Source organism: Agrococcus phoenicis (genome assembly GCF_047302415.1).
Taxonomy (GTDB): domain Bacteria; phylum Actinomycetota; class Actinomycetes; order Actinomycetales; family Microbacteriaceae; genus Agrococcus.
In genome coordinates this window covers 1,115,110-1,140,095 of record NZ_CP154854.1, presented here as the reverse complement: position 1 = coordinate 1,140,095, position 24,986 = coordinate 1,115,110, and the positions used below count along the sequence as shown (strand labels likewise).

Annotated in this window: 26 protein-coding genes; 10 read left to right on the top strand and 16 right to left on the bottom strand. The window is 72.1% G+C overall.

What is annotated here, in order from left to right:
• Positions 1-73: 73 nt before the first annotated feature.
• The 4 genes from AA0Z99_RS05540 to AA0Z99_RS05525 are packed head-to-tail and all read right to left on the bottom strand — an operon-like array spanning position 74 to position 4,295.
• Complete coding sequence (locus tag AA0Z99_RS05540) at positions 74-1,663, bottom strand: cytochrome b (RefSeq protein ID WP_413320235.1); 1,590 nt, start codon at positions 1,661-1,663, stop codon at positions 74-76.
• On the bottom strand, positions 1,660-2,790 hold the full coding sequence (locus AA0Z99_RS05535; protein WP_413320233.1) for a Rieske 2Fe-2S domain-containing protein: 1,131 nt from the start codon (positions 2,788-2,790) through the stop codon (positions 1,660-1,662). The genes AA0Z99_RS05540 and AA0Z99_RS05535 overlap by 4 nt, the downstream gene beginning before the upstream one ends.
• Before the next feature lie 30 nt (positions 2,791-2,820).
• The gene (locus tag AA0Z99_RS05530) at positions 2,821-3,630 is read right to left on the bottom strand and encodes a cytochrome c (protein ID WP_413320231.1); all 810 of its coding nucleotides are present in this window, start codon (positions 3,628-3,630) and stop codon (positions 2,821-2,823) included.
• 17 nt (positions 3,631-3,647) lie between these two features.
• Complete coding sequence (locus AA0Z99_RS05525; protein ID WP_413320229.1) at positions 3,648-4,295, bottom strand: heme-copper oxidase subunit III; 648 nt, start codon at positions 4,293-4,295, stop codon at positions 3,648-3,650.
• Between the two features lie 67 nt (positions 4,296-4,362).
• On the opposite strand from AA0Z99_RS05525, the gene trpD reads away from it, so the two are divergent.
• Together trpD and AA0Z99_RS05515 are read left to right on the top strand one after the other, a co-directional pair.
• The gene (gene trpD / locus AA0Z99_RS05520; RefSeq protein WP_413320227.1) at positions 4,363-5,415 is read left to right on the top strand and encodes an anthranilate phosphoribosyltransferase; all 1,053 of its coding nucleotides are present in this window, start codon (positions 4,363-4,365) and stop codon (positions 5,413-5,415) included.
• Between the two features lie 4 nt (positions 5,416-5,419).
• Positions 5,420-6,364 (top strand): hypothetical protein, encoded by a 945-nt coding sequence (locus AA0Z99_RS05515; RefSeq protein WP_413320225.1) that lies wholly within the window; start codon positions 5,420-5,422, stop codon positions 6,362-6,364.
• 117 nt (positions 6,365-6,481) lie between these two features.
• On the opposite strand, the gene glpK is transcribed toward AA0Z99_RS05515, so the two are convergent.
• The gene (gene glpK, locus AA0Z99_RS05510; RefSeq protein WP_413320223.1) at positions 6,482-7,993 is read right to left on the bottom strand and encodes a glycerol kinase GlpK; all 1,512 of its coding nucleotides are present in this window, start codon (positions 7,991-7,993) and stop codon (positions 6,482-6,484) included.
• A gap of 85 nt (positions 7,994-8,078) precedes the next feature.
• The gene (locus AA0Z99_RS05505; protein WP_413320221.1) at positions 8,079-8,786 is read right to left on the bottom strand and encodes an MIP/aquaporin family protein; all 708 of its coding nucleotides are present in this window, start codon (positions 8,784-8,786) and stop codon (positions 8,079-8,081) included.
• A 277-nt stretch (positions 8,787-9,063) separates the two neighbouring features.
• On the opposite strand from AA0Z99_RS05505, the gene dhaK reads away from it, so the two are divergent.
• From dhaK to dhaM, 3 genes are read left to right on the top strand one after another with little or no spacing between them, the layout of a single operon-like run.
• A complete protein-coding gene (gene dhaK, locus AA0Z99_RS05500; protein WP_413320219.1) occupies positions 9,064-10,068 on the top strand; it encodes a dihydroxyacetone kinase subunit DhaK in 1,005 nt (334 codons plus the stop codon).
• Position 10,069: 1 nt separating this feature from the next.
• On the top strand, positions 10,070-10,702 hold the full coding sequence (dhaL, locus tag AA0Z99_RS05495; protein ID WP_413320217.1) for a dihydroxyacetone kinase subunit DhaL: 633 nt from the start codon (positions 10,070-10,072) through the stop codon (positions 10,700-10,702).
• Positions 10,699-11,409, top strand: a complete 711-nt coding sequence (gene dhaM, locus AA0Z99_RS05490) for a dihydroxyacetone kinase phosphoryl donor subunit DhaM (protein WP_413320215.1) — start codon at positions 10,699-10,701, stop codon at positions 11,407-11,409. The genes dhaL and dhaM overlap by 4 nt, the downstream gene beginning before the upstream one ends.
• A 9-nt stretch (positions 11,410-11,418) precedes the next feature.
• Here dhaM and AA0Z99_RS05485 read toward each other — a convergent pair whose 3' ends face one another.
• Complete coding sequence (locus AA0Z99_RS05485; RefSeq protein ID WP_413320213.1) at positions 11,419-11,715, bottom strand: GNAT family N-acetyltransferase; 297 nt, start codon at positions 11,713-11,715, stop codon at positions 11,419-11,421.
• A gap of 78 nt (positions 11,716-11,793) precedes the next feature.
• Here AA0Z99_RS05485 and AA0Z99_RS05480 point away from each other — a divergent pair, with 78 nt between their 5' ends.
• Entirely contained in the window at positions 11,794-12,690 is an 897-nt protein-coding gene (locus AA0Z99_RS05480; RefSeq protein ID WP_413320211.1) for a LysR substrate-binding domain-containing protein, read from the top strand.
• Between the two features lie 30 nt (positions 12,691-12,720).
• Here the strand turns inward: AA0Z99_RS05480 and AA0Z99_RS05475 are convergent, their stop codons facing one another.
• Together AA0Z99_RS05475 and AA0Z99_RS05470 are read right to left on the bottom strand one after the other, a co-directional pair.
• A complete protein-coding gene (locus AA0Z99_RS05475) occupies positions 12,721-13,458 on the bottom strand; it encodes an aspartate/glutamate racemase family protein (RefSeq protein WP_413320210.1) in 738 nt (245 codons plus the stop codon).
• 55 nt (positions 13,459-13,513) lie between these two features.
• On the bottom strand, positions 13,514-14,263 hold the full coding sequence (locus tag AA0Z99_RS05470; RefSeq protein ID WP_413320208.1) for a lysoplasmalogenase family protein: 750 nt from the start codon (positions 14,261-14,263) through the stop codon (positions 13,514-13,516).
• A 68-nt stretch (positions 14,264-14,331) separates the two neighbouring features.
• Between AA0Z99_RS05470 and AA0Z99_RS05465 the strand changes: the two genes are divergently transcribed.
• Both AA0Z99_RS05465 and AA0Z99_RS05460 read left to right on the top strand, forming a co-directional pair.
• Positions 14,332-15,486 carry an AAA family ATPase gene (locus AA0Z99_RS05465; RefSeq protein WP_413320206.1) on the top strand — a complete coding sequence of 385 codons (1,155 nt, stop codon included), beginning with the start codon at positions 14,332-14,334 and terminating at the stop codon, positions 15,484-15,486.
• A 160-nt stretch (positions 15,487-15,646) separates the two neighbouring features.
• Positions 15,647-17,413, top strand: coding sequence for a thiamine pyrophosphate-binding protein (locus tag AA0Z99_RS05460; protein WP_413320204.1), 1,767 nt, complete (start codon positions 15,647-15,649; stop codon positions 17,411-17,413).
• 36 nt (positions 17,414-17,449) lie between these two features.
• Here the strand turns inward: AA0Z99_RS05460 and AA0Z99_RS05455 are convergent, their stop codons facing one another.
• Together AA0Z99_RS05455 and AA0Z99_RS05450 are read right to left on the bottom strand one after the other, a co-directional pair.
• Entirely contained in the window at positions 17,450-19,678 is a 2,229-nt protein-coding gene (locus tag AA0Z99_RS05455) for a protealysin inhibitor emfourin (protein WP_413320202.1), read from the bottom strand.
• A gap of 119 nt (positions 19,679-19,797) precedes the next feature.
• On the bottom strand, positions 19,798-20,082 hold the full coding sequence (locus tag AA0Z99_RS05450; RefSeq protein ID WP_413320200.1) for a DUF1905 domain-containing protein: 285 nt from the start codon (positions 20,080-20,082) through the stop codon (positions 19,798-19,800).
• Between the two features lie 58 nt (positions 20,083-20,140).
• Here AA0Z99_RS05450 and AA0Z99_RS05445 point away from each other — a divergent pair, with 58 nt between their 5' ends.
• Both AA0Z99_RS05445 and AA0Z99_RS05440 read left to right on the top strand, forming a co-directional pair.
• Entirely contained in the window at positions 20,141-20,785 is a 645-nt protein-coding gene (locus AA0Z99_RS05445) for a DsbA family protein (protein ID WP_413320198.1), read from the top strand.
• Between the two features lie 449 nt (positions 20,786-21,234).
• Positions 21,235-21,690 carry an ASCH domain-containing protein gene (locus AA0Z99_RS05440; RefSeq protein ID WP_413320780.1) on the top strand — a complete coding sequence of 152 codons (456 nt, stop codon included), beginning with the start codon at positions 21,235-21,237 and terminating at the stop codon, positions 21,688-21,690.
• A 92-nt stretch (positions 21,691-21,782) separates the two neighbouring features.
• On the opposite strand, the gene AA0Z99_RS05435 is transcribed toward AA0Z99_RS05440, so the two are convergent.
• From AA0Z99_RS05435 to AA0Z99_RS05415, 5 genes are all read right to left on the bottom strand, one after another.
• Positions 21,783-22,580, bottom strand: coding sequence for a thioesterase family protein (locus tag AA0Z99_RS05435; RefSeq protein WP_413320196.1), 798 nt, complete (start codon positions 22,578-22,580; stop codon positions 21,783-21,785).
• 55 nt (positions 22,581-22,635) lie between these two features.
• Entirely contained in the window at positions 22,636-23,157 is a 522-nt protein-coding gene (locus tag AA0Z99_RS05430) for a hypothetical protein (protein WP_413320195.1), read from the bottom strand.
• The gene (locus AA0Z99_RS05425; protein ID WP_413320193.1) at positions 23,144-23,659 is read right to left on the bottom strand and encodes an RES family NAD+ phosphorylase; all 516 of its coding nucleotides are present in this window, start codon (positions 23,657-23,659) and stop codon (positions 23,144-23,146) included. Before AA0Z99_RS05425 ends, AA0Z99_RS05430 begins: the two co-directional genes overlap by 14 nt.
• Before the next feature lie 82 nt (positions 23,660-23,741).
• Positions 23,742-24,554: a nitroreductase family protein gene (locus tag AA0Z99_RS05420; protein WP_413320191.1), complete on the bottom strand. Its 813-nt coding sequence runs from the start codon at positions 24,552-24,554 to the stop codon at positions 23,742-23,744.
• A 7-nt stretch (positions 24,555-24,561) separates the two neighbouring features.
• On the bottom strand, positions 24,562-24,927 hold the full coding sequence (locus AA0Z99_RS05415) for a hypothetical protein (RefSeq protein WP_413320189.1): 366 nt from the start codon (positions 24,925-24,927) through the stop codon (positions 24,562-24,564).
• Positions 24,928-24,986 lie beyond the last annotated feature (59 nt).

The window sequence follows — 24,986 nt, the reverse complement described above, 5'->3', positions numbered from 1 at the left end:
ACGAGCGCGGGCCCGACGACGGAGCGGGGGCCCGGATGACCCGGACCCCCGCTCTTCCACGACCCGTCGCGGGTCAGTGGTGGTCGTGCTTCGCAGCCTCGATCTCGGTGCGCGTGATCGGCGCGATCCGATCCTCGAAGAACCAGCGCGAGAACGCGGAGCGCAGGTGCGTGCCCGCCGTGATCTTGCCCTTGGCGTTCGGGCGCACCATGACCGGCTCGTAGCTCTCGTAGGCCTTGAGCTTCCACGACTGGTACTCGTCGAGCTGCTCGTGCACCTCGATGTAGGCCCCGCCGGGGAGCCGGCGGATGTTGCCCGACTCGTAGCCGTGCAGCAGGATCTCGCGATCCTTCTTCTGCAGGCCGATGGCGATGCGCTTCGTGAGCCAGTACACGATGACCGTGCCGACGATGAGCGCCGCCTGCAGCGCCCACGTCACCTGGAAGACGTTGAGCGAGAAGTGCGTCGCGATGAGGTCGGAGGAGGCAGCTGCCCAGAGGATCGCGTAGAACCAGACGCCTGCCGCGCCGATGGCCGTGCGCGTCGGGTTGTTGCGCGGGCGCTCGGCGATGTGGTGCTCGCGCTTGTCGCCCGTGATCCACGCCTCGATGAAGGGATAGAACATCACGAGCACGATGAACAGCCCCAGCACCGCGATCGGCAGCAGGATGTTCCAGGAGAGCGTCAACCCGAAGATCTCGGACTCCCAGCCCGGCGCCAGTCGCAGCGCACCGTCGGCGAAGCCGATGTACCAGTCGGGTTGGGTTCCTGCCGAGACGGGGGATGGGTCGTAGGGCCCGAAGTCCCAGACCGGCAGGATCGTGAAGGTCGAGCCGATCGCCACCAGCACGCCGAAGACGATGAAGAAGAACGCACCTGCCTTGGCAGCGAACAGGGGCATGATCGGCGCGCCGACGACGACGTCGTTCGTCTTGCCGGGGCCGGCGAAGTCGGTGTGCTTGTTGACGATCAGCAGCACCATGTGGATGCCGATGAAGGCGATGACGAGCGCCGGCAGCAGCATGATGTGCAGCACGAAGAGCCTCGGCACGATCTCGTGCCCGGGGAAGATGCCGCCGAACAGGAGGTAGGAGATCCAGGTGCCGACCACCGGGATGCCCTTGACCATGCCGTTGATGATCGCGAGGCCGTTGCCCGAGAGCAGGTCGTCGGGCAGCGAGTAGCCGGTGAAGCCCTCGGCGAGCGCCAGGATGAAGAGGATGAAGCCGACGACCCAGTTGATCTCGCGCGGCTTGCGGAACGCGCCGGTGAAGAACACGCGCAGCATGTGCAGCCCGATGGCGGCGACGAAGAGCAGCGCCGACCAGTGGTGCACCTGGCGCATCAGCAGGCCGCCGCGCACGTCGAACGAGAGGTTGAGCGTCGACGCGTAGGCCGCCGACATCTCGACGCCCTTCAGCGGCACGTAGGAGCCCTCGTAGTGCACGGCGGTCATCGACGGCTCGAAGAAGAACGTCAGGAAGGTGCCGGAGAGCAGGATCGCGACGAACGAGTACAGGATGATCTCGCCGAGCATGAACGACCAGTGGTCGGGGAAGACCTTCCGACCGAGCGCAGCGACCATCGACGAGATGCTGGTGCGCTCATCGAGGTAGTTGGACGCCTTCGCGGTCAGAGAGGGACGCGTGGCGGTGGCGGTCATGCGCGGGTCTCCGTCTCAGCGGCCGACAGCGGCACGTGTGCTTCGTCGTCGACGTGGTGGAGGCGCTCGAAGAACGATGCGCCGATGGGTTCGGTGAAGTCGCGCCGAGCGACGAGGAAGCCCTCGTCGTCGACCGTGATGGGCAGCTGGGGCAGCGGCCGCTTGGCCGGACCGAAGATGACCTTGGCGTGCTGCGTGACGTCGAACGTCGACTGGTGGCACGGGCACAGCAGGTGGTGCGTCTGCTGCTCGTAGAGGGCGACAGGGCATCCGACGTGCGTGCAGATCTTGGAGTACGCGACGATGCCGTCGTACGACCAGTCCTCGCGGCCCGGCTGGATCTCGAGCCGCTCGACGGGCACGCGCACGAGCAGCACGGCGGCGAGCGCCTTCTGGTCGAGGTAGCCCTCGTTGTGCCCGATCTCCTTGAGCGGCTCGGGGATGACGTGGAAGGCGGAGCCGATCGTGACGTCCGACGCCTTGATCGGCGTGCCGGAGGGGTCGAGCGCCAGTCGCATGCCCTCGCGCCACATGGTGTGCGCGATCGCCTGGGGCGCGTCCTGCGCGGGGGCGAGGTCGCGGAAGAGCACGACAGCCGGGAGCGGCACGAGCGCGACCGCGCCGATGAGCGTGTTGCGGATCAGCGAGCGGCGCGTGAAGCCCGACTCCTCGTCGCCGAGCTTGAAGATCTCGACGGCGCGAGCGCGGGTCGGCTCGGAGCCGCGCGTGGGGTGGCGCTCCTCGACGACCTCGTGGCTGCTCATCAGCTGCCGCGCCCAGTGCATGGCGCCGAAGCCGATGCCGAGCAGCGCGAGGGCGATGGCCAGACCGAGGAAGAGGTTGTTGGCGCGGACGCTCGCCATGTTGCCGATCTCGATCGGCACGGCGATGTAGGCGACGATCGCGAGCACGGAGCCGAGCATCGACAGCAGGAACCAGCCGACGACCTGGCGCTCCGCCCGGCGCTCCTTGTGCGGGTGCAGATCCGTCTGGCGCGGGCGGTGCGGGGGCAGGCCCGGGTTCTCGAACGCGTCTGCCTGCTCGATGGCTGCGCCTCGGTCGACGACGACCAGCTCGTGGTCCTCAGCGCCGGTGCGGCCCGGAGCCGACTGGTCTTCAGCCGACATGCTGTTCCTCTCTGTGTCCTGCGCCATGGATCAGTTCGGCCTCGACGTCAGCCAGACCGTGACCGCGACGATGCCGCCGAGGCCGAAGATCCAGATGAACAGGCCTTCGGACACCGGGCCGAGGGCGCCGAGGTCGAAGCCGCCGACGGACGGGTTCTCATCCAGGTAGTGCAGGTACGCGATGATCTCGCGCTTCTGCTCGGGAGCGATGTTGTTGTCGTTGAAGACGGGCATGTTCTGCGGGCCCGTCAGCATCGCCTCGTAGATGTGGGCCGCATCGATGTCGCGCAGGTGCGGCGCGAACTTGCCCTCGGTCAGGGCGCCGCCGGCGCCCGCGAGGTTGTGGCACATGGCGCAGTTGATGCGGAAGAGCACGCCGCCGTTGGCGACGCCCTCGTCGTCGACCTGGGCGGTGTCGAGCCACTCCTGGTCGGGACGATCCGGGCCCGGGGCGAGCGAGGCGATCCAGTCGCCCATCGCGTCGGACTGCTCCTGCGTGAACTGGGGGTCGCGCTGCAGCGCCTGCGGGCCCTGGAAGGCCATCGGCATGCGACCGGTCATCACCTGGAAGTTCACGGATGCTGCGCCGACGCCGATGAGGCTCGTGCCGTTCTCGGTGCCCTCAGCGTTCAGGCCGTGGCACGAGGCGCAGTTCGCGCGGAAGAGCTCTGCGCCGTCCTGCATCGTGAGCGCCTGCGCGTGCGCCGCGCCGCCCGTGGGCTCCGCGTTCGCCACGGTGCTCACCGCTGCGGAGGCGCCGCCTGCTGCGACGAGCCCGATGATCAGCAGCGCAGCGCTCGCCAGCGGGTGCCTGCGGCCGGTCTTCTTGCGTGTTGCCAACGTAATTCACCCAACCGTTACTTGAGCCAGTAGATGACGAGGTACAGGCCGATCCAGACCACGTCGACGAAGTGCCAGTAGTACGAGATGACGTGCGCGCTGGTCGCCTCCTTGCGACCGAAGCGCTTCACCGCGTACGCGCGCCCGATGACGAACAGGAAGGCGAAGAGCCCGCCCGTCACGTGCAGGCCGTGGAAGCCGGTGGTGATGTAGAAGGCAGACCCGTAGGAGTTCGACGAGATCGTGATGCCGTGGTGGATCAGCTCGAGGTACTCGAAGACCTGCAGGACGACGAAGATCGCGCCCATGGCGTAGGTCAGGTAGAACCACTCGATCATGCCCCACTTGGAGAACTCGAGCGCACCGCCCGTGCGCCGCGCCTGGTGGTGCTCCGCAGCGTTCGCGCCAGCCTGGCACGTGAAGCTGGAGGCCAGCAGGATCGTGGTGTTGATCGTCGCGAAGATCACGTTCAGCTGCTCGGCCTCGGTCGCGAACAGGTCGCCGGACATCGAGCGGAGCGTGAAGTAGATGGCGAAGAGGCCCGCGAAGAACATGACCTCGCTGCCGAGCCAGACGATCGTGCCGACCGCAACGGTGTTCGGCCGCCTGATCATCGGCGCCGATGCAGGCGACGTGGAGAGCGCAGTAGTGGACACGACATCCATCCTAGTGACAGTGGCGGGCAGGCCTCGACCCGTCGGACAGCGTGCCGCAAAAAGATAGGCTGACCCCATGGATCGCCTCTTGACCTGGCCAGTCGTGCTCGAGACGCTGCTGGAGGGGGAGGACCTCGCGATCCGCCAGGCGGAGTGGGCGATGGCCGAGATCGTGGCCGGCAGCGCGACCGAGTCGCAGACCGCCGGCTTCCTCATCGCGCTGCGGGCGAAGGGCGTCGTGGCGGAGGAGCTCGTGGGCTTCCGCGACGCGATCCTCGAGGCGGCGGTGCCGCTCCCGGGTGACACGCGCGTGGTCGACATCGTCGGCACCGGCGGGGATCGCCAGCACACCGTGAACATCTCCACGACCGCGAGCATCGTCGTCGCGGCGGCAGGGGTCCCGGTGCTCAAGCACGGCAACCGCGCGGTCTCCTCGTCCTCCGGAGCCTCGGACGTGCTCGACGCGCTCGGCCTCGTGCCCGCGGACGACGACCCGGCGCGCGTCCGCCGCATCCTCGAGGAGGCGGGCATCTCGTTCGCGTGGGCCACCCGGTTCCACCCGGGGTTCCGCCACGCGGCGCCCGTGCGGCAGCAGCTGGGCGTGCCGACCGTCTTCAACTACCTCGGCCCGCTCGTCAACCCGGCGCGGCCGGAGGTGTCGCTGGTCGGGGTCGCCGACAAGCACGTGATCGAGCAGTTCGTCGGCGTCTTCGCGACCCGCGGCGCGACGGCGCTCGTCGTGCGCGGCGAGGACGGGCTGGACGAGCTGACGACGACGGGGCACTCGGAGCTGTGGGAGGTGTCGCGCGGCGACGTCGTCGAGCACGACATCGACCCGCGCGAGCTCGGGATCCCCCGCGCGTCGCTCGAAGACCTGCGCGGGGGCACGCCCGAGCACAACGCGAAGGTGCTGCGCCGCACGCTCGACGGCGAGCCCGGTCCGGTGCGCGACATCGTGCTGCTGAACGCGGCGGCGGCGCTCGTCGCGTGGCGGCTGGACGGCGATCCGCGCCAGAAGGACCGGCCCATGAAGGAGCGCATCGCCGACGAGCTCGTGGTCGCGGCAGCGGCGATCGACTCGGGTCGCGCCGCGCGCACGCTCGAGGCGTGGCGACGAGCCGCGGGCTGATGGCGTGACCGACGCGCTGATCCCTCGAGCGCAGCGCCAGACGAGCTGGTCGGGCGACGAGGTCTGGCACACGTGGCCGCTGCGCTGGGCCGATCGCGCCTCTCGGTCGCTGCTGCTCGTCGCGCTCGCCGTCGGCGGACTGCTCGCGTGCTACGCCCTGCCGCTGCTGCTCCACCACCCGCCTGCCCTGTCGCCGTCGCTGACGCTGAGCAGCATCGGCGTGCTGCTGCTGCTGCTGGCCGCGTTCGTCGCACCCGCCTCCCGCGGCTACCGCGTCGCCGCGGTCTACTGCCTCGTGCTGTTCGCCGCCGCGACCTCCGTGCTCGTGATGATGCAGTCGACCAGCCTGCTCGGGGCGACCACCTACGGCGCGCTCAACGCCGTCGAGTTCACCGCGGGCGCCGCGCTCGTGGTGGCCTGGATGCTCGTCAGGATGCGGCATCCGCTCACCATCCTGATCGTGCTGCTCGGCTACGCGGCGGCGGCTGCCGCGCTGTACGCCCGTGCCGTGCCCGCGCTGCGGGACCGGATGGCCGCCAACCCCTGGGAGGAGGCCGCGACGGGTGCCGACGAGGCGGTCACGCGCGCGGTGCTGCTCCTGCTGATCTTCGGGCTCATCGTGCTGGGCTGGTGGCTCGACGGCTGGATGCGGGCGCTGCTGCCGGTCGCCAACGTCGCCGAGCCCCACGCATCCGGCCGGGCATCGCGCACGGGGGAGCAGCAGCGGCTGCGGTACGCCTTCGTCTCGATGCTCGTCGGGCTCGACGTGATCGCGATCGCGGTGGCGATCTCGGCGAAGCAGCCCGTCGCGCGGGGCAGGCTCTCGGACGAGGACGACTGGTGGGCCTCCATCGTGCTGGCCGTCTCCACCTCGCGCGTGGCCATGCTCATCGTGGTGATCTTCGCCGCGATCATCTGGCTGAGCGATCCGGCCGCCCGGGCGACCTGACCGCGTCGAGCATCCGGCCAGCGTCGCGCGCCGTCGCACGACGGAGGGGGCGGCCGCAGCCACCCCCTCCGCATCAGCCCGTCGCGGTCAGCCGCTCACGAGCGCGACCGCCGCAGCTCACTCGACGTCGTCGTCGACCCAGTCGAGCGTCTTCTGGACGGCCTTCTTCCAGTTGCGATACGTGCGGTCCCGCGACTCCTGATCCATCTGCGGCTCCCAGCGGCTGTCCTCCTGCCAGTTCTGGCGCAGCTCGTCGAGCGAGCCCCAGAACCCGACCGCGAGGCCGGCGGCGTAGGCGGCTCCCAGCGCCGTCGTCTCCGCCACCACGGGGCGCACGACCGGCACGCGCAGCATGTCTGCCTGGAACTGCATGAGGGTGTCGTTGGCGATCATGCCGCCGTCGACCTTGAGCTCCGTCAGGTCGACGCCGGAGTCGGCGTTGACGGCGTCGACGACCTCGGTCGTCTGGAACGCCGTCGCCTCGAGCGCCGCCCGAGCGATGTGCCCCTTGTTGACGTAGCGCGTCATGCCCACGAGGGCACCGCGCGCATCCGGTCGCCAGTACGGCGCGAAGAGGCCGGAGAACGCGGGCACGAAGTAGGCGCCGCCGTTGTCCTCCACCTGCTTCGCGAGCGTCTCGACCTCGGGCGCGTCCTTGATGATGCCGAGGTTGTCGCGCAGCCACTGGATGAGCGAGCCCGTCACGGCGATCGACCCCTCGAGCGCGTAGTGGGTCGGCTCGTCGCCGATCTTGTAGCCGACGGTGGTGAGCAGCCCGTTCTTCGAGTGCACGATCTCGGTGCCCGTGTTGAAGATCAGGAAGTTGCCCGTGCCGTAGGTGTTCTTCGCCTCGCCCTGGTCGAACGCGGCCTGGCCGAAGGTCGCGGCCTGCTGGTCGCCGAGGATGCCCGTGATCGGGGTCTCGCGCAGCAGCGACTCGGAGGCGGCTATACCGAACTCGCCCGAGGACGCCTTGATCTCGGGGAGCATCGACTTGGGCACCCCGAAGTCGGCGAGGATCTCGTCGTTCCAGGAGGTCGTCTCGAGATCCATGAAGAGGGTGCGCGAGGCGTTCGTCACGTCGGTCGCGTGCACGCCGCCGTTGACGCCGCCCGTCAGGTTCCAGAGCACCCAGGTGTCCGTGGTGCCGAAGATGAGGTCGCCCGCCTCGGCGGCCTCGCGCGCCCCCTCGACGTTTTCGAGGATCCAGACGATCTTCGTGCCGGAGAAGTAGGTCGCCAGCGGCAGGCCCACCTTCGCCTTGTAGCGGTCGGTGTCGCCGTCGGCGAGCCGGTCGACGATCTTCTGCGTGCGGGTGTCCTGCCAGACGATGGCGTTGTAGACGGGCTCGCCGGTGGTCTTGTTCCAGACCACCGCGGTCTCGCGCTGGTTCGTGATGCCAATGGCCTTCACGTTGTGGCGCGTGACGTTCGCCTTCGAGAGCGCCTGGCCGATGACCTCGCGCGTGTTGTTCCAGATCTCCATCGGGTCGTGCTCGACCCAGCCGGCGTGCGGGAAGATCTGCTCGTGCTCGAGTTGGCCGGTCGAGACGACGCTGCCGGCGTGGTCGAAGAGGATGGCGCGAGTCGAGGTCGTGCCCTGGTCGATGGCGATGACGTAGTCGTTCACCGTGACTCCTTCATTGGATGGTGGATGGTGCTGTCTGCTGGAGGGCGAGAGCGAGGAGGAGGGGGCGGACCCCTCCTCCTCGTCGTCAGGCCGTCGCCATCGCGGCGATCAGGACCGGTGCCGAGAGACCGGCGATGATGCCGCCGATGATCGGGCCGGCGACCGGCACCCAGGCGTAGCTCCAGTCGCTCGAGCCCTTGCCCTTGATCGGCAGGATCGCGTGGGCGATGCGCGGACCGAGGTCGCGAGCGGGGTTGATGGCGTAGCCGGTCGGGCCACCGAGCGAGGCACCGATCGCGATGACCACGAGCGCCACGGGCAGGGCGCCCAGCGCGGCGAGGCCGCTCGCGTCGCCGTTCGCGCCGAAGCCGATGACCACGAAGACGAGCACGAAGGTGCCGATGATCTCGGTCACGAGGTTCCAGCCGCTGTTGCGGATGCCGGGGCCGGTCGAGAAGGTGCCGAGCTTGTTGGCCGGGTCCTCCTCGATGTCGAAGTGCTGCTTGTAGGCCAGCCAGCAGAGCACGGCGCCGAGGAAGGCGCCGATCATCTGCGCACCGAGGTAGACGGGCAGCGAGGCCCAGTTGTACTCGGCGCCGGTCGAGAGCGCCTGCGACATCAGGCCGAAGGTCACGGCGGGGTTGAGGTGCGCACCGGAGTAGCCGGCGACGATCACACCGGAGAAGACCGCGAGGCCCCAGCCGAAGTTGATCATGAGGAAGCCGCCGCCATAGCCCTTGTTGCCCTTCAGCACGACGTTGGCGACGACGCCGCAGCCGAGGAGGACGAGCATTGCCGTGCCGACCAGCTCAGAGAGGAATACCAGCCCGAGATTCACATCCACAGGTCCCTGCTTTCTCGTTCCCGGGCCGCTCTGCCCGGACCGCCCACTCGGGTGGTACGCACACCCTAGCCATGCCGGATGGCCGGGGGAGCGAACCGGCCGCGCATTTCTCGATCGCGTCGAATTCCGAGCCGCCGGGGCGTACCGTGAGGATCGTCGCACCACCAGTGATGGACGGATGGCGCAGGAGCACCGGCGCCGGATCACCGCGAGGAAGAGGCCAACCGTGAAGAAGCTCATCAACGACCCGAAGAAGACCGTCGACGAAGGCGTCGCGGGGTTCGCGGCAGCCCATCCCGACCTCGTGCGCGTGGTCGTCGACCCGCCGTTCGTCGTCGTGCGGGCGGATGCGCCGGTCGCCGGCAAGGTCGGCCTGGTCTCGGGCGGCGGCTCCGGCCACGAGCCCCTGCACGCCGGCTTCGTGGGCTTCGGCATGCTCGACGCCGCCGTGCCCGGCCCCATGTTCACCTCGCCGACGCCCGACCCCATCGTCGAGGCGACGAAGCAGGTCGACGCCGGCGCCGGCGTGCTGCACATCGTCAAGAACTACACCGGCGACGTGCTGAACTTCGAGACCGCGGCAGACCTCGCGCTCGCCGAGGGCATCGAGGTGCAGTCCGTGGTCGTCGACGACGACGTCGCGGTCAAGGACTCCCTCTACACCGCCGGCCGCCGCGGCGTCGCCGGCACCCTGCTGGTCGAGAAGATCGCGGGCGCCGCAGCCGAGCGCGGCGACACGCTCGACCAGGTGGCAGCGGTCGCCAGGCGGGTCACCAGCCAGGTGCGCACCATGGGACTCGCGCTCGCGCCCTGCACCGTGCCGCACGCGGGCGAGCCGAGCTTCGAGCTCGCCGACGACGAGGTCGAGATCGGCATCGGCATCCACGGCGAGCCCGGCCGGGAGCGCATCGCGCTCGAGCCCGCGGACCGGCTGGTGGATCGCCTGCTGGAGCCGATCCTCGAGGATCTGCCGCTCGCGACCGACGACCGGGTGGTGCTGCTCGTGAACGGCATGGGCGGCACGCCGCAGTCCGAGCTCTACATCGTCTTCCGCCGGGCGGCCGAGGTGCTCGCGGAGCGCGGCATCACGCTCGCTCGCTCGCTCGTCGGCTCCTACGTCACGAGCCTCGAGATGCAGGGCGTGTCCATCACGCTGCTGAAGCTCGACGACGACCTCCTCGACCTCTACGACGCGCCCGTGCAGACCGCTGCGCTGCGCTGGGGCCGCTGACGTGGCAGGCGAGCGCGCCCTCGACGGCGCCTGGACCCGACGCTGGATCGAGGCGATCGCCGCGCAGGTGGGCGAGCGCAAGGCCGAGCTGACCTCGCTCGACCGCGCCATCGGGGACGCCGATCACGGCGAGAACCTCGACCGCGGCTTCCAGGCCGTGCTGGGCAAGCTCGACTCCCTCGACGCCGATGCGACCCCCGGCGCGGTGCTGAAGCTCGTGGCGACCACGCTCATCTCGACGGTCGGCGGGGCGGCGGGCCCCCTCTACGGCACCGCGTTCCTGAAGGCAGCCATGGCTGCCGGCGACCGCGAGCAGCTCGACGCGGCCGGCCTCGTCGAGGTGCTCGGCGCTGCCCGTGACGGCATCGTCGCCCGCGGCAAGGCCGAGCTGCAGGACAAGACGATGGTGGACGCGTGGACCCCGGCGGTCGATGCTGCGGCGGCGGCCGGCTCCGACGTGCGCGCCGCCCTCGAGGCGGCCGCCGCTGCCGCGGCCGAGGGCGCGGTCGCGACCGAGCCGCTCGTGGCGCACAAGGGACGCGCGTCCTACCTGGGCGAGCGCGCCGTCGGGCATCGCGATCCCGGTGCGGAGTCGACGGCGCTCATGCTGCGCGCCGCGGCGGACACGCTGTGACGGTCGGCCTGCTGATCGTCTCGCACTCCGCGAAGATCGCCACGGGTGTCGTCGAGCTGGCGGCGCAGATGGCGCCGAGCGTGACGCTCGTGGCTGCCGGCGGCACCGAGGACGGCGGCATCGGCACGAGCTTCGACGCGGTGCAGGCCGGGCTGCTCGAGGCCGAGACGGGCGATGGAGTGGTGGTGCTGTGCGACCTCGGCTCCGCCGTGCTGACGACCGAGACCGCGCTCGACCTCGCCGACGACACCGAGCGCATCCGCATCGCCGACGCACCGATCGTCGAGGGCGCCGTCGCCGCCGCGGTCGCCGCGGAAGCCGGTGCCGACCTCGCCGCGGTCGTCGCGGCGGCGGAGGATCGCTCCCCGGGCGATCGAGCCGCCGGGGAGGCGACGCAGGATCCCTCGGACGCCGCTCGGCACGAGGGAGCCGGCCCCGACGCCGATCGCTCCTCGCTCGAGGTCGAGCTGCGCAACCCGCACGGCCTGCACGCACGGCCGGCGGCCGAGCTGGTGCGCACGGCGAGCGGCTTCGACGCGCGCGTCACCGTGAACGGGGTCGACGCGACGAGCATGCTGCGCGTGCTGGCGCTCGGGCTCGACGCGGGGACGACGGCGCGCTTCGAGGCGACGGGGCGCGAGGCGGAGGCAGCGATCTCGGCGATCGCGTCGCTCGCCGCGACCGACTTCGGCGAGTCGCGCCCCTAGCCGGCCGCGCTAGCGCTGCACCACGTGCACCGCGAACTCGTCGGCCTTGGCGCGCGCGACCACGAACGAGCAGATCGGTCGGATCCGCTTCCCCTCGGCGATCGTCGATCGCAGGGCGTCGTCGACGAGCTGCGACCCGACGCCGCGGCCGCCGAAGGCCGGGTCGATCTCGGTGTGCGTGAAGGAGCGGACGCCGTCGGCATCGACGTAGTCCGCGAACCCGGCCAGCGCACCGTCGATGTGCGCCTCGTAGCGGGAGGCCTCGGTCTCGTGCACGATCTCGATCGCGCTCTGCTGCTCGCTCATGCGCCCACGGTAGCGGCTCGGGATGCGCGCGCGGCAGGTCAGCGCAGCCGCGCGGGCGGAGTGCGGCATGCTTGGTGCATGCAGCTCGACCCGCGACGCATCCTGATCTTCCGCACCGTCGCGCGCGAGGGCTCCGTCTCCGGCGGGGCGCGCGCGCTCGGCTGGACGCAGCCTGCCGTGAGCCAGCACATCCGCCTCCTCGAGGAGGAGGTGGGTCAGGCCCTGCTGCTGCGATCGTCGACGGGCGTCACGCTCACCGAGGCGGGCGAGCGACTGCTGCGCCACGCCGACGGCGTGGCTGGCCTGCTGGCCTCGGCCGAGGCCGAGCTCGCCTCGCTCGCCGAAGGCGCCGGGAGCGTCACGATCGCCGCGTTCCCCTCGGCGCTGGCAGACTTCGTGCCCCGCGCGATCGCCGCCGCTCGGCTGGCGGTGCCGCGGCTGAGCGCGCGCGTCATCGAGCTCGAGCCGCCGGAGGCGATCGAGGCCGTGCTCGCCGGCGATGCCGACGTCGCGGTGGCGTTCGAGTACGACGAGCTCCACGACGACGTGCAGCTCGCTCGCGTCGAGCTGGGCTTCGACGCGACGTGCATCGTGCTGCCGGCGGATCACGAGCTCGCCGCCGGGGGAGCGGTCGACATCGCGGCCCTCGCCGGTGCCGACTGGGTGGGCGGGTGCACGCGCTGCCGCTCGCACCTCGAGGCGCTCGCGACCGACGCCGGCTTCGCGCCCACCATCCAGTTCGAGACCGACGACTTCGTCGCGGCGCAGTCCTTCGTCGCCGCGACCGGCTCGGTGACGCTGCTGCCATCGATGGCGCTGCGAGTGCTGACGCGCGACGACGTCGTCGTCGCCCCGCTCGCCGACCGCTCCGGCCGCACCGTGTCGCTGCGCTACCGCCATGGCGCCGAGCGCGTGCCGGCGGTCAGCACGGTCATCGAGGCCATGCGGACGCGGTGGGAGCAGACCGCTCGCTGACGGAGCGGGGCGCAGCGGTGGGCTGCGCCGTCAGCGGTTTGCGGCGAGCGGCGGCGGAGCCAGCGCGTCGGCGGCGAGATCGCCCAGCGCGATCCGCGACAGCGCATCGGCGTGCGCCTGGCAGGAGTCGAGCAGCGGCACCTCGGCGTCGCTGGCGTCGACGAGGAGCATGATCTCGGTGCACGCCAGCACGATCGCCTCCGCGCCCTCGGCCACGAGCGCGGCGAACGCCTGCCGGTAGACCGCGCGCGCCGCCTCCGACACCACGCCCTGCGTCAGCTCGTCGAAGATGATGCGGTCGAGCTCGGTCTGCGCGGCGGCTGGCGGCACGACCGCGGCGATGCCGTGCGCCTGCAGCCGCTCGGCGTAGAACGCCTCCGACATCACCCACTGGGTGCCCACGATCCCGAGCGTGCGCGCTCCGACGCGGCCCGCTGCGGCTGCCACCGCGTCGCCGATGTGCACGAGCGGCACCCGGACGCGCGACTCGACCGCGGGTGCCACCTTGTGCATCAGGTTGGTGGCGATGGCGATCGAGGATGCTCCGGCGCGCTCGAGCGCGGCCGCCTCACTCGCGAGGAGCTCGCCCGCGGCGAGCCAGTCCTCTCGCAGCTGGCATGCGCGCACCTCGGCGAAGTCGAGGCTCGAGAGCAGGATGCGGGCGGAGGCGTGGCCGCCGCGCTCGGCCGCGACGCGCTCGTTGATGGCCCGGTAGTACTCGATCGTCGAGTGCCAGCTCATGCCGCCGAGGATGCCGATGGTCTGCATGCACCGATCCCATCATCCGCCGGGATAGAAGTCCAGCCTGTATGATTGATGCTTGCTAGTCGGTGCGGTGATGGCCGGACGGCGTTCGAAGCGCGGCGCCGGCGCGGCGCGGAGCCGCAGCCGCGCCCGCGCGCAGACCGAGGCGCTGCTGCAGGCTGATCGCCAGCAGCATCTGCGCGCCGAGGTAGGGGATGAGCACGGCGAACGTGCGCAGCGGGTCGGGGATGTCGAGCACGAACAGACCCAGTCCCAGCACGAGGTCGCTCACGAGGAACAGCAGCCCGCCGAGCAGGCCCGGGGTGTCGATCGCGGCGAAGGCGGCCATCGCCGCCAGCACCAGGGCGTAGAGGAGCACCGGCACCGCGAGGGCACCGGCGTTCGCGGCGGTGATGCCACCGGCGATCACGGCGATGATCGCGTAGCCGATCGCCGCCGGGCCGAGGGCCAGCGAGCGCCGGCGGGTGGGCCACAGCGCCGCCAGGTAGGCGAGGTGGCCGAGCAGGAACGCGCCGAGCAGCACGATGGTGATGCCTGTCGACGCGCCCAGGCCGTCGCCGAGCCAGCACAGCAGCACGGCGAGCACATGCCAGGCGCCGACCCCGTGGCGCAGCGCCCCGATCCGCACGAGCGCGATCGCGATGGGGGGCAGCATCGCCCACATCAGCGCGACGCGAGCGGTGTCCAGCGCCTGAGCGTCACCGACCTCGAGCCCGATCAGCACCGCGGCCAGCAGGTTGAGCGCGAGCCCGGCGCCCGAGATCGCGAAGCCCAGGCGCAGTGCGCGGGGCATCGGCGTCGAGGTCATGCACCCATCGTTCCACGCCTCGCCGCCGCCTGAGCGGCGCGGATGCCCCGCAGTGGCAGAGTGGGCTCGTGCACGACAACCCGTTCCGGCCCGGCTTCGGGATCTCCCCGCCGATGCTCGCGGGCCGCGATGCCCTGCTGGACGAGTGGCGAGAGGTCTTCGGCCTCGGCTCGTGGTCGCCCTACCGGGCGTCCCTGGTGACCGGCATGCGCGGCGTCGGGAAGACCGTGCTGCTCAACGCGGTCGAGGATGCGGCGCTGGCGCGCGACTGGTCGGTCGTGCACGGCACGCTGCACTCCGCGCTCATCGAGGGCCTCGAGCGCGACAGACTGCCGGCGATGCTGCACCAGCAGGATCCGGAGGCGCGCACGCGGGAGGTGACGGGCGTGACGCTGCCGCAGGTGGGCGGGCTTCGCACCGAGGTCACGGAGCGCTACCAGCGCGAGCCTCGGCTCGAGAGCATGCTCGCCCGGCTCGTGGAGCTCGCGGAGGAGCGCGGCGCAGGCCTGCTCGTCTCGCTCGACGAGGTCGCGAAGGAGTCGCTCGACCAGCTGCGCCGCATCGCCATCGCCGTGCAGCACCTCATGCGCGAGGATCGCCGCATCGCCATCGTCGCCGCAGGGGTGCCCGCCTCGATCGCGGCCGCACTGGACGCGGACGGGCTGACCTTCTTCCGCCGCGCGCAGCAGGTGCGGCTCGACACCCTCACCCTGGGCGAGACGCGCGCCGCGCTGGCCGAGCCCGTCCGCACCCGCGGGCGCACCATCGGCGAGCAGGCGCTGGACCGCGCCGCGCGCGCGAGCGAGGGGTATCCCTACCTCGTCCAGTCGATCGGCGCGAGGGCGTGGGAGTACACGCCCTCGACCACGGAGATCACGACGGATGCGGTGCAGCACGCCGTGGCGGTCGCCCACGCCGCGATGGGGGAGAGCGTGATCGTGCCGGCGCTGCGCGGGCTCTCGAGCCGCGATCGCGACTACCTGCTGGCGATGGCGGAGGACGACGGCCCGGCCTCGACGGCCGCGGTGGGCGAGCGGATGGGCGCCACGCCCGGCAACGCGGGGCGCCAGCGCGCGCGCCTGCTCGACGCAGGCATCATCGTGGCGCCCGCGCGCGGGGCGGTCGACTTCGCCATCCCGCTCATGCGCGAGCACCTGCGGAGCCACCCGGGCGATGCGCAGCTCGGCCTGCCGACGAAGGCGCGCGACTCCTTCCGCGACTGACCGATCGTTCGGTATATTCGCACGGTCAGGCGCTCACGCGCCGGTCTCGAGAAATGGGACCACGCGCAGTCGCGCGCGACACACATGGACCCCATCGACGAGGTTCCGTGCCGTGTCGCCGAGCGCGCCGCCGGGGCCTCCTGCCCACCGGAGCGCACCCATGCCTGACACCACCCCCTCCGCCGCGACGCTGCCCGACTCGGTCGGCTCCCTCGCAGCCGACCCGTCGGCGCCGAGCGCTGCAGCAGCCACCAGCGTGTCGGCCGCGATCGCCGCCGAGCTCGAGCAGCACGCGACCCACGTCTTCGCCCTCATGGGGAACGGCAACGCGTGGTTCCTCGACGCCGTGGTGCGCCGCGGCGCGATGCGGCTGATCACCGTGCGCCACGAGACCGCCACGGTCGCCGCAGCCGACGCCTTCGCTCGCGCGAGCGGCGAGCTGGCGGTGGCGAGCACGACCTACGGCCCCGGCTACACGAACGCGATCACCTCGCTCGCAGAGGCTGCGCAGGCGCGGATCCCGCTCGTGCTCGTCGTCGGCGACCAGCCGACCGGCGGGCCGCGCCCGTGGGACATCGATCAGGCCGCCGTCGCGACCGCGGTCGGCGCCGCCACCATCGTGGTCGGGCGCGACGACGCGCGCGCCGCTGCCCGCCGCGCTGCCGAGATGGCGCTGGTCGAGCGACGGCCGGTCGTGCTCGCCATCCCCTACGACATCGGTCACGCCCCGCTCGACGGCGACGGTGCGCGCATCGATGCGCTGCCCGCCGTGCAGGAGGCCTTCGCCCCGCTCGACGGCGAGCAGCTCGCGCAGGTCGCCGCGCTGCTGCGCAGCGCTCGGCGCCCGCTCCTGCTCGCCGGCCGCGGGGCCCACCTGGCGGGCGCCGCAGATGCGCTCCGCGCGCTGGCCGCGCGGCTCGGGGCGCGCACCGCGTCCAGTGCGCTCGGCAGCGGCATCTTCGAGTCGGGATCGCGGCACCTCGGCATCTGCGGCGGCTTCGCCTCGGAGCGCGCAGCTGCGGCCATCGAGCAGGCTGACGTCGTGCTGGTCGTCGGGGCGGGTCTCAACCAGTTCCAGCTGCGGTTCGGCGACGCGTTCGCCCCCGAGGCCCGTGTGCTCCAGGTCGACGTGGTCGACGCTGCCACGAGCCCGCGCGTCGACGAGCTGGTGCGCGGGGATGCGCGTCGCGTGACAGAGGCGCTCCTGGCGCTGCTCGAGGGCGATGCCGACGCTGCTGCGGCAGCAGACGCGCGCTGGGAGGCCGCCGGCTTCGGCGACGTCGCCGGCATCCACCTCGAGCGCGAGCCCGGCGACGTCGCGGCCCCCGACGGGCGGCTCGACCCCCGCAGCCTCTTCCACGCGCTGGAGCGGATCCTGCCCGCCGACCGCGTGATCGTGCAGGACGGCGGCCACTTCATCGGCTGGGCGCCGACGCACCTCTCGGTCGCGGATCCGTCGCGCCTGCTCATGGTCGGCACCGCGTTCCAGACGATCGGACTGGGCTTCCCGAGCGCGGTCGGCGCTGCCGCAGCGCGCCCTGACTCGACGCTCGTGCTCGTCACCGGCGACGGCGGTGCGCTGATGGGGCTCGCCGACCTCGACAGCGTGGTGCGCACCGCTCGCCGTGCCGTGGTGATCGTCGTGAACGACGCCGCCTACGGCGCCGAGGTGCACCAGTACGCGGTGCGGGGCGTCGCCGAGGCGCCGATGCTCATCGATCAGGTCGACTTCGCCGCGCTCGGGCGGGGACTGGGGGCCGAGGCCGCGGTGGTCGACGCGCTCGACGACCTCTGGGAGCTGGAGGCGTGGCTCGGCTCCGGCGCCGAGGGCGTCTTCGTCGCCGACTGCCGCGTCAGCCAGCAGGTGGTCGCGCCGTACATCGTCGAGATCCGCGAGGCAGCGATGCGCGCGTCACGCGCCGCCTAGCCCCGCACGGCCCGGCTCCGGTGCAGCGTCAGTCGATCAGGGCACCTCGGGATCGTCGCCGAGCTCCGCCGGCTCGTCGCCGAGCTCCAGCAGGCGGCGGAACAGCGCCAGCACTTCCTCGGGCAGCAGCGGCTCGGCGACCGTCACGTCGCACCTCGTCTCGACCGTCACCCGCCAGAGCGGCGCATCGGGCAGCGTCTGCTCCTCGAGCTCCTCGAGCACACCGGAGGCGACGAGCGTGTCGAGCCGGTCGCGGTCGTCGCCGGGGATCACCTCGAGCTCGAGCACGGCAGCGCGCGTGCGGCCCAGCATGCCGCCCGTGCGGGCGAGCCGCACCGCTTCCTCGGTCGCTCCCTCGGTCGTCGGCTCGCCCTCGGTGACGCCGACCGCTGCCCACGCGGCGCGCACTGCAGCCGTCTCGGGTGCGTCGGCGCCGAAGCGCGCCTCGGCCGCCTCGACCGTCGCGGCGGCGAACGTCGCGAAGTCGGCCGTGGTCGAGAGCCCGCTCGTCAGCGCGTCCATCCAGATGAGTCCCGGAGCCTCCCAGGCATTGCCGCCGATGGCGGTCGCTGCCAGGTGGAACGCCTTGTTGGGGATGCCGGAGTTGATGTGCACGCCGCCGAGGTCATCGCGCGTCACCACGAAGTCGCGCATGTGCGCCGGTTGCGGATCCGTGCCGAGCGCCGGGTCGTCGTAGGCGGTGCCGGGTGCTGCCATGGAGCGCAGCGCCACGCCCTGCACTCGGTCGGTGAAGACGCCGGAGCCGATCAGCCAGTCGGCGTCGTCGGCGCCCTGGCCGAGCGCGTGCTGCTTGACGAGCGATCCGAGCACGTCGGCGATCGACTCGTTGAGCGCGCCCGGCTGGTCGCGGTACACGAGGTCGGCCGTCGATGAGATCACCCCGTGCCCCAGCTCGTGGCCGATGACGTCGATCGCTCGGGTGAAGCCGGCGAAGATCTCGCCGTCGCCGTCGCCGAACACCATGCGGGTGCCGTCCCAGAACGCGTTCGCGTACTGCTGGCCGTAGTGCACGGTCGCGAGCAGCGGCATGCCCGCACCATCGAGCGAGTCGCGGCCGAACGCCTCCATCAGCATCGCCCACGACGCGCCGAGGCCGTCGTAGGCCTCGTCTGCGGCGGGGTCGCCCGTCGCCTCGTCGCCCTCCGAGCGCACGAGGGCGCCCGGCAGGGCGGTCGTCCCCTCGGCGTCGCTGATGCGCCGGTCTGGCGAGGGCTGCTCGCCGGGCACGCGTGCGGGCGCGTCGGGCAGCAGCCCTGGCTGCGGGTGCGGGTGCGGGTGCGCTTCGCGCGCATCGCGGATGCCGCGGTCGAGCCCGAGCGTGCGCTCGGCCACGATCGACGCGGTCGAGAGGTCGGCGGCGGCCAGCTGTTCGAGCAGGTAGGGCGGCACGATGCCTCGCCGGACCGCGCTCAGGCTCGGCTCCCGCCATGCCGCCGAGCGCTCCAGCGCTGCGGCGATGCGCGGCGCCACGACGCTCGACCAGAGCTCGTAGCCGGCGGCGGAGGGGTGGAAGCCGTCTGCCGCATGCTGCTGGGGCTCGACGATCGCAGGGGTCGGCAGGTGGAGCACCCGAGGGTCGGAGGCCGCGATGCGCTGCTGCTCGTCGTCGAGCGTGCGGGCGTGGCCGCCGATGAGGGATCGGATGGGCTGCGGCAACCAGACGAAGGTGTCGATCTGCGGAGTGCCCGTGATGCCGATGACGCCGTCGGGGGAGAGGTGCTCGCCCAGGCCCGCGACGAGGCGGCGGATCGTCCTGCCGAAGGGGCCGCGGCCGACGAGCTGGAGCGCGTCGTTCGCGCCCACCAGCAGCAGGATCGCATCCCACTCGCCCTCGACCTCCGGCAGGTGCCGCTCGAGCACCTGTGCGGCGGTCAAGCCCTCGAGGCCGACGATGCGCCACTGCACCGGACGTGAGAATCGCTGGGCGAGGCGCGCCGCCGACTGCAGGACGAGGCCGTCCTCCAGCCGCTCGGCGCCGACGCCGGTCGCCGTCGAATCCCCGATGGCGAGGAGCCGCAAGGGTTCCTGCGCCGCCGAGGCCGCGCCGGCGGGTGGGGCGAGCGTGCCGTGGCGCTGGCCCTTCGGCTCCGGCAGCCACACCAGGTCGCGCTGGAGCTGCTTCCCCTGTCGCAGCAGCACGGGGGCGAGCGCGATGGCGGCGGGCTTGGCGAGCCTGTGCACGAGGCGCTCCGTGGTCTTCGATGCATCTGCCGCGATGGCGCCGATGCGTGCCGCGATCTCCATGCCGCTCCCTCCGCCGCGGTGCTCGCCACCGCAGGCGCCGCTGATCGTACTCGTGGCCTCTGACGCGGCCCCTCAGCGACCGCCGCGCAGCAGCGCAGCCGACCAGGTCGCAGCCGCGCTCACCCGAGGCGCATCCGCGCCGTCACCTCGTCGCCGACGCCCACGCCCTCCGCGCGCTGCACGGCGACCTTGATCGGCAGCAGGTAGCCGGCGTCGCGGGGGAAGAGCGAGGTCGTGAACTCGGTGCCGCCGATCGTCGCGGCGACCGGGATCACGCCCCAGCCGTAGGTGAGCTCCCGCGCCGCGCCCCGGATCAGCTCGGACTCGTCCGGCGGCAGCGGGAGGAAGACGAACGGTGCAGGGCCTCGCCACTCGATGGCGACGGCGGTGAACTCGAGCTCCACGATGCCGAGGCTACCCCTCGCGGTCGGGGCCGCCGCCCCGGCTCGATAGCCTGGGAGCATGTCGAAGAACGCAGCAGTCAGCATCGCCGCCGTCGTCGGAGCATTCCTGCTCATCATCGGCGTCGCGCTGCTGGTGGTGCGGCCGTGGGAGAGCGCTGGCGCTTCGGCCGACGATGTGGAGCTGATCGACGAGAGCACCCACGTGCTCGACGACGCAGGGGCGGATGCGCCGCAGCTGGTCGAGTTCTTCGACTACGAGTGCCCGACGTGCGGGCAGTTCCACCCGGTGATCGAGGATCTGCGCGAGCGCTACGAGGGCCAGGTCACCTTCGCCGTGCGCTACTTCCCGCTCTCGGGCCACGAGAACGCGGTTCCCGCTGCCGCGGCCGCCGAGGCAGCTGCGCAGCAGGGCGAGTTCGAGGCGATGCACGACCGGATCCTCGAGACGCAGGCGGAGTGGGCAGGAACGGAGGACGCCGCAGCGACGTTCCGCTCGTACGCCGAGGAGCTGGGCCTCGACCTCGCCGCCTACGACGCGGCCCTGACGGCGGAGGCGACCGCCGACCGCATCGCGCACGACTTCGACGCGGGCGTGGAGGCGGGAGTCACCCAGACGCCGACCTTCTTCCTCGATGGCGAGCGCCTCGAGCTGCAGGACTTCGGCGACGTCGAGGCGGCGATCGTGGACGCGCTCCAGCAGTAGGGCACGGTCGGGTCACCCGCGAAGCCGAATCCTCGTGGGCGCAGTGCCCCTCGACGTGGAGGGTTCGTGGCGGCTCGACGTGAAGGGCCGCTGGCGGCTCGACGGGGAGAAGAGCCACCAGCGGCGGTGGCGCCAGGCGTATGCGGGTACAGCCCGGGGCCGGACCTACCATAACGCTGTCACGGAACCGCGTCGATGGGGAGAACTCCCCATGGACGTACGATGCCATCGTGAGTGACGCTCCGCCCCCGCTGCAGCGCGACGACCTGCCCCGCGACCGCGACCTCGATCGGGGTCACCCCGTGCAGGCTCGCCCTGCAGGCGTGATCGCCGATGCGCCCGATGGCGGTCCTGCTGCCGAGCGCGTCGACGGTCCTGCTGCCGCGGATGGGCCTGCGGCTGCGCACGACGGGGCTGCCGGCGCGCCCGACCGCCTCGCGGCATCCGCCATGTGGCAGGCGTACGCGGCGGCGCATCCCGAGGCGGTGCGCGCTGCTGCAGAGCACACGGTGGAGCGGTTCGGCGACTCCGAGCGGCTGTCGGACGAGCTGCTGGAGATCGTGCTGAGCGGGCGCAAGCGAGCGACCTCGTCGCTGGTGGCCGACTTCGTCGCCGATGGCGAGCAGCTGCCGCGCATCGGCTCGCACTGGATCGCGTGCGACGGCCGCGGCGCGCCCCGCATCGTCATGCGCAGCACCGATCTGCGCATCGGCGCGTTCGACAGCGTGGAGCCGACCTTCGCGGCCGCCGAGGGTGAGGACGACGGCTCGGTCGAGTCGTGGAAGCGCGAGCATCGCCGCTATTGGCAGCGCACGACCGCAGCGCGCGGCGAGCACTGGTCGGAGGCTGACGAGATCGTGTTCGAGCGCTTCACGGTCGTCTGGCCACCGGAGCACGCCGACTGACGCGTGCCGAGCCGGTCCGCGGCGCGAGCGCGTCAGGAGGGCAGTGCGGCCGGTGGTGCCCGTGCAGCGTGGGCCGTGCGCCGGGCCGGCGGTCAGGCGGGCCGCACCGTCAGGGTCTGGGAAGCCCGGCCGACGTGCCCTCGCTCGTCGTGCAGCTCGGTGCAGGTGATGCCCTGCCCGCTCGGACCGAAGACGACCGCGGTGTCGAAGCCCACCCATCCGCCCACGGGCTGCCGGTGCAGGTGGATGGTCAGGTCGAGGTTCGGGAACATCCACTCGTCCGGTCGCTCCCGCACGGCGATGCCGTTCGCGCCGTCGATGAGGCCGATCCAGCCGGCGAGCGGCACCACCCGCTCGCCTGAGACGAGCGGGTGGTGGGTGCGCTGCCATGCCCGGTTGCGGCCGGGCGTGCCCTCGCCCGACTCACGCAGCTCCACCGATCGCACGTAGCCCCCGCCCCATCCCTCGGCGAAGTCGGCCACCTGCATCGCTTCCGGCGCAGGCAGCGGCGCCGCCGCGCCTCCCTCGACGCCCGCCGTGTCGACCGCCACGCTGTGCCACGCTCGCGCGACCGCGACGTCGCGGCCGGCGATGGATGCCGTGGCCTCGGTCAGCTCGATGGTGCGCCCTGCCCGACGGGTCTCGACCCGCACCTCCGTCTCCTCGAGCGCGAGGAACCCGAGGATGTCGAAGGCCACGCGGGCCAGCAGCAGGGGAGCGCCGCCCGACGCGGCACGGTGCTGCTCGATCGCGTGCGTCAGCAGCCCTCCGAGCGGCGCGAAGTGCATCTCGCCCGGCTGCCACGCGCCGCCCGCCTGCTCGGTGGGGCGGTAGCGGCCGCCGCCGAGCGCGACGAAGTAGGGCGAGGGCTGGGCGGCATCGGCAGGCATGCCACCGATCCTGCCAGCAGCACGGTGCGCCGGCTCGCAGGGCCGCGGGGCGCGGCTACGCGCCCTGCGGCGGGTGCAGCAGCAGCTCCGCGAGATCGGCCAGGTAGCGCTCCAGCTCCACCGGAGCATCCCGCCCCCATCGCACCCACGCGCGGCCGCCGTGCACGACGAGCGGCCCGGGCCCGTCGATCAGTGCTTCGTCGAGCGCGATGGGCACGATGCCGTGGTTCACCGTCTCACCCATCGGGAACCCGCCCTGGATCGCCGCGGCACGGTAGGCGCGCCTGATCTCGACGGATGCGGTGTGGTGCTGCGGGCGGCCGGGCTCGGCGACGCGGGTCGACAGGCCCGTCGCCCAGACCGACCCCTCCGCGGTCAGCAGCAGGGCACCCAGCCGCCACGCGCGACCGAGGGGGCGCATCGTCGGCCGCCGCGGCAGCACTCCGAGCACCGGCTTCGGCTCCTCGTAGCGCGCGAGGGCTTCGTCGCGGGCACCGGCCTGCGCGAGCGTCGCCGCGGTCGTCTGCAGCAGCGCGCGTGCCAGCTCGATCGCCGCAGCGTCCTCAGCGCTCGTCATCGCGCCCCCGCAGCTCGACACGGGGCGCGCCGGGAGTGTTCCAGGCGAAGAGCGTCAGATGCCAGAGCCCCGGCCGCTGCCGCGAGGGGTCGACGAGCCCGTGCGCGCCCAGCTCCACCAGTCGATCGCGCACCGCCCACGAGGGCGGCTCGATGCCGGCCTCGATCGCGCCCTGCCAGGGCGCTGCGGCGTGGGCGGGATCGATGCCCGCTGCCGCGAGCGCCTGGTGATCTCGCAGGTCGACGATCCCGCGCGCATCCACGTCGATCTCGACGACGACCGGCTCGGCGGTGCGCTCGCCCCGATGCGCGATCATCGCCGCGGCCACGCCCTCGGGCGACGAGCTGAGGTAGAGCGTCGGCTGGTGCGCCCGCGAGTACCTGCCGTGGGACCGCGACCCCGCGAGGGCCTCGGCTCGGTGCGCCGGATGGACGGCTCGGAAGCACCGCCCGACGACAGCTGAGGTGAGCGCGTCGACCCGCGTCACCCTTGCCTGCACCATCCGGGCTCCCCTCGTCACCATCCGCCGGTCCTCGTCATGAGGTGCTCAGCCATCAGTGCCCCGTCCGCGCGCACCGCACCGGTCAGTGCGCGAGCGGCGGCGGGACGTCGTCCCAGCCCTGCTGCGGCGTCTCGCACGTGTCGCGGAACAGGATCTGCGAGGGCCGCTTGCGCTCCGAGCTCGACCAGTCGATGCGCGGGCGACGCCGATCCTCCGGCACGTAGCCGATGCGGTAGACCGCCATCAGCTCGAGGTGGTCCGGCACCTTGAAGAGCTCGACGAGGCGCTCCCACTGACCGGGCACCTCCATCGGGAAGGAGACGAACTGGATGCCGAGGCCGAGCTCGACGGTCGTGAGCCACACGTTCTCCATCGCGGCGCCCATGCTGAACAGCGAGTAGAACGAGGAGAGCTCGCCCGGTCGGTGCTCCTCGCGGTCGAGCATCACCGCGAGCAGCAGCGGCGCGCCCGCGACGAGCTTGCGGTTCTCCTCGCCGAGCGTCTGGGGCACGCGCAGCGCGTTCATCATCTTCTGGCCGCGCGGCGTCATCGCCTGGCTCGTGAAGGGCCGCAGCGGCGCCGGCAGCCGGTCGAAGAGCATGCCGTCCCGTCGCTCGTCCATCTCCTGCTGCGAGAAGCGGAAGTAGCGCTTGTATCGCTCGAAGAAGGTGCCGTTCGACATCGCCTCCGTCATGCTGGCGCCGCTGATCGCGGCGACCTGCTCGATCTTCGCCCGATCCTCGGTGATCACGAAGCGCCACGGCTGGCTGTTGAGCTGCGAGGGCGCCCTGCCCGCCAGCTCGATGAGCAGCCGCTGGTGCTCCTCCGAGACGGGGTCGGGGAGGAAGGGGCCGTTCGTGGTGCGGCGGCGGCGGATCGCGTCGATGAGCTCCATCGGGTTCCTATCTCGTTCTGCGGATGACGGCGGCAGCGAGCCAGGGCGCTGCGGCGAGGGCGATGGCGGGGTGCCGCCGGGACCGCGTCGAGACGCGAGGCAGCAGGGCGAGCGGCACCAGCGCGGCGGCGGCGCAGGCGGCGCGGACGCGGTCGGTGCGCGCGCTGGTCACGACCGTGCCGACCGTGAGCGAGACCGCGGCGATGTAGCCGACGTGGTGGATCCAGCGGTTGCGGCGGTTGCGCCAGAGGCCGGTGGCGAGCCCGACGCCGAGCAGCGCGGTGGTCCCGTAGACGGCGACGGCGCCGGTCGCGAGCCCTCGCGCGGCGCGGTCGGGCCAGGGGGCGGCATGCCGCTTCACCACTGCGTGCATCGCGTCCTCGGGCTCCTCGCAAGCTGGCCGACGGTCTCGTCGCGAGCCTAGCGCCGGCT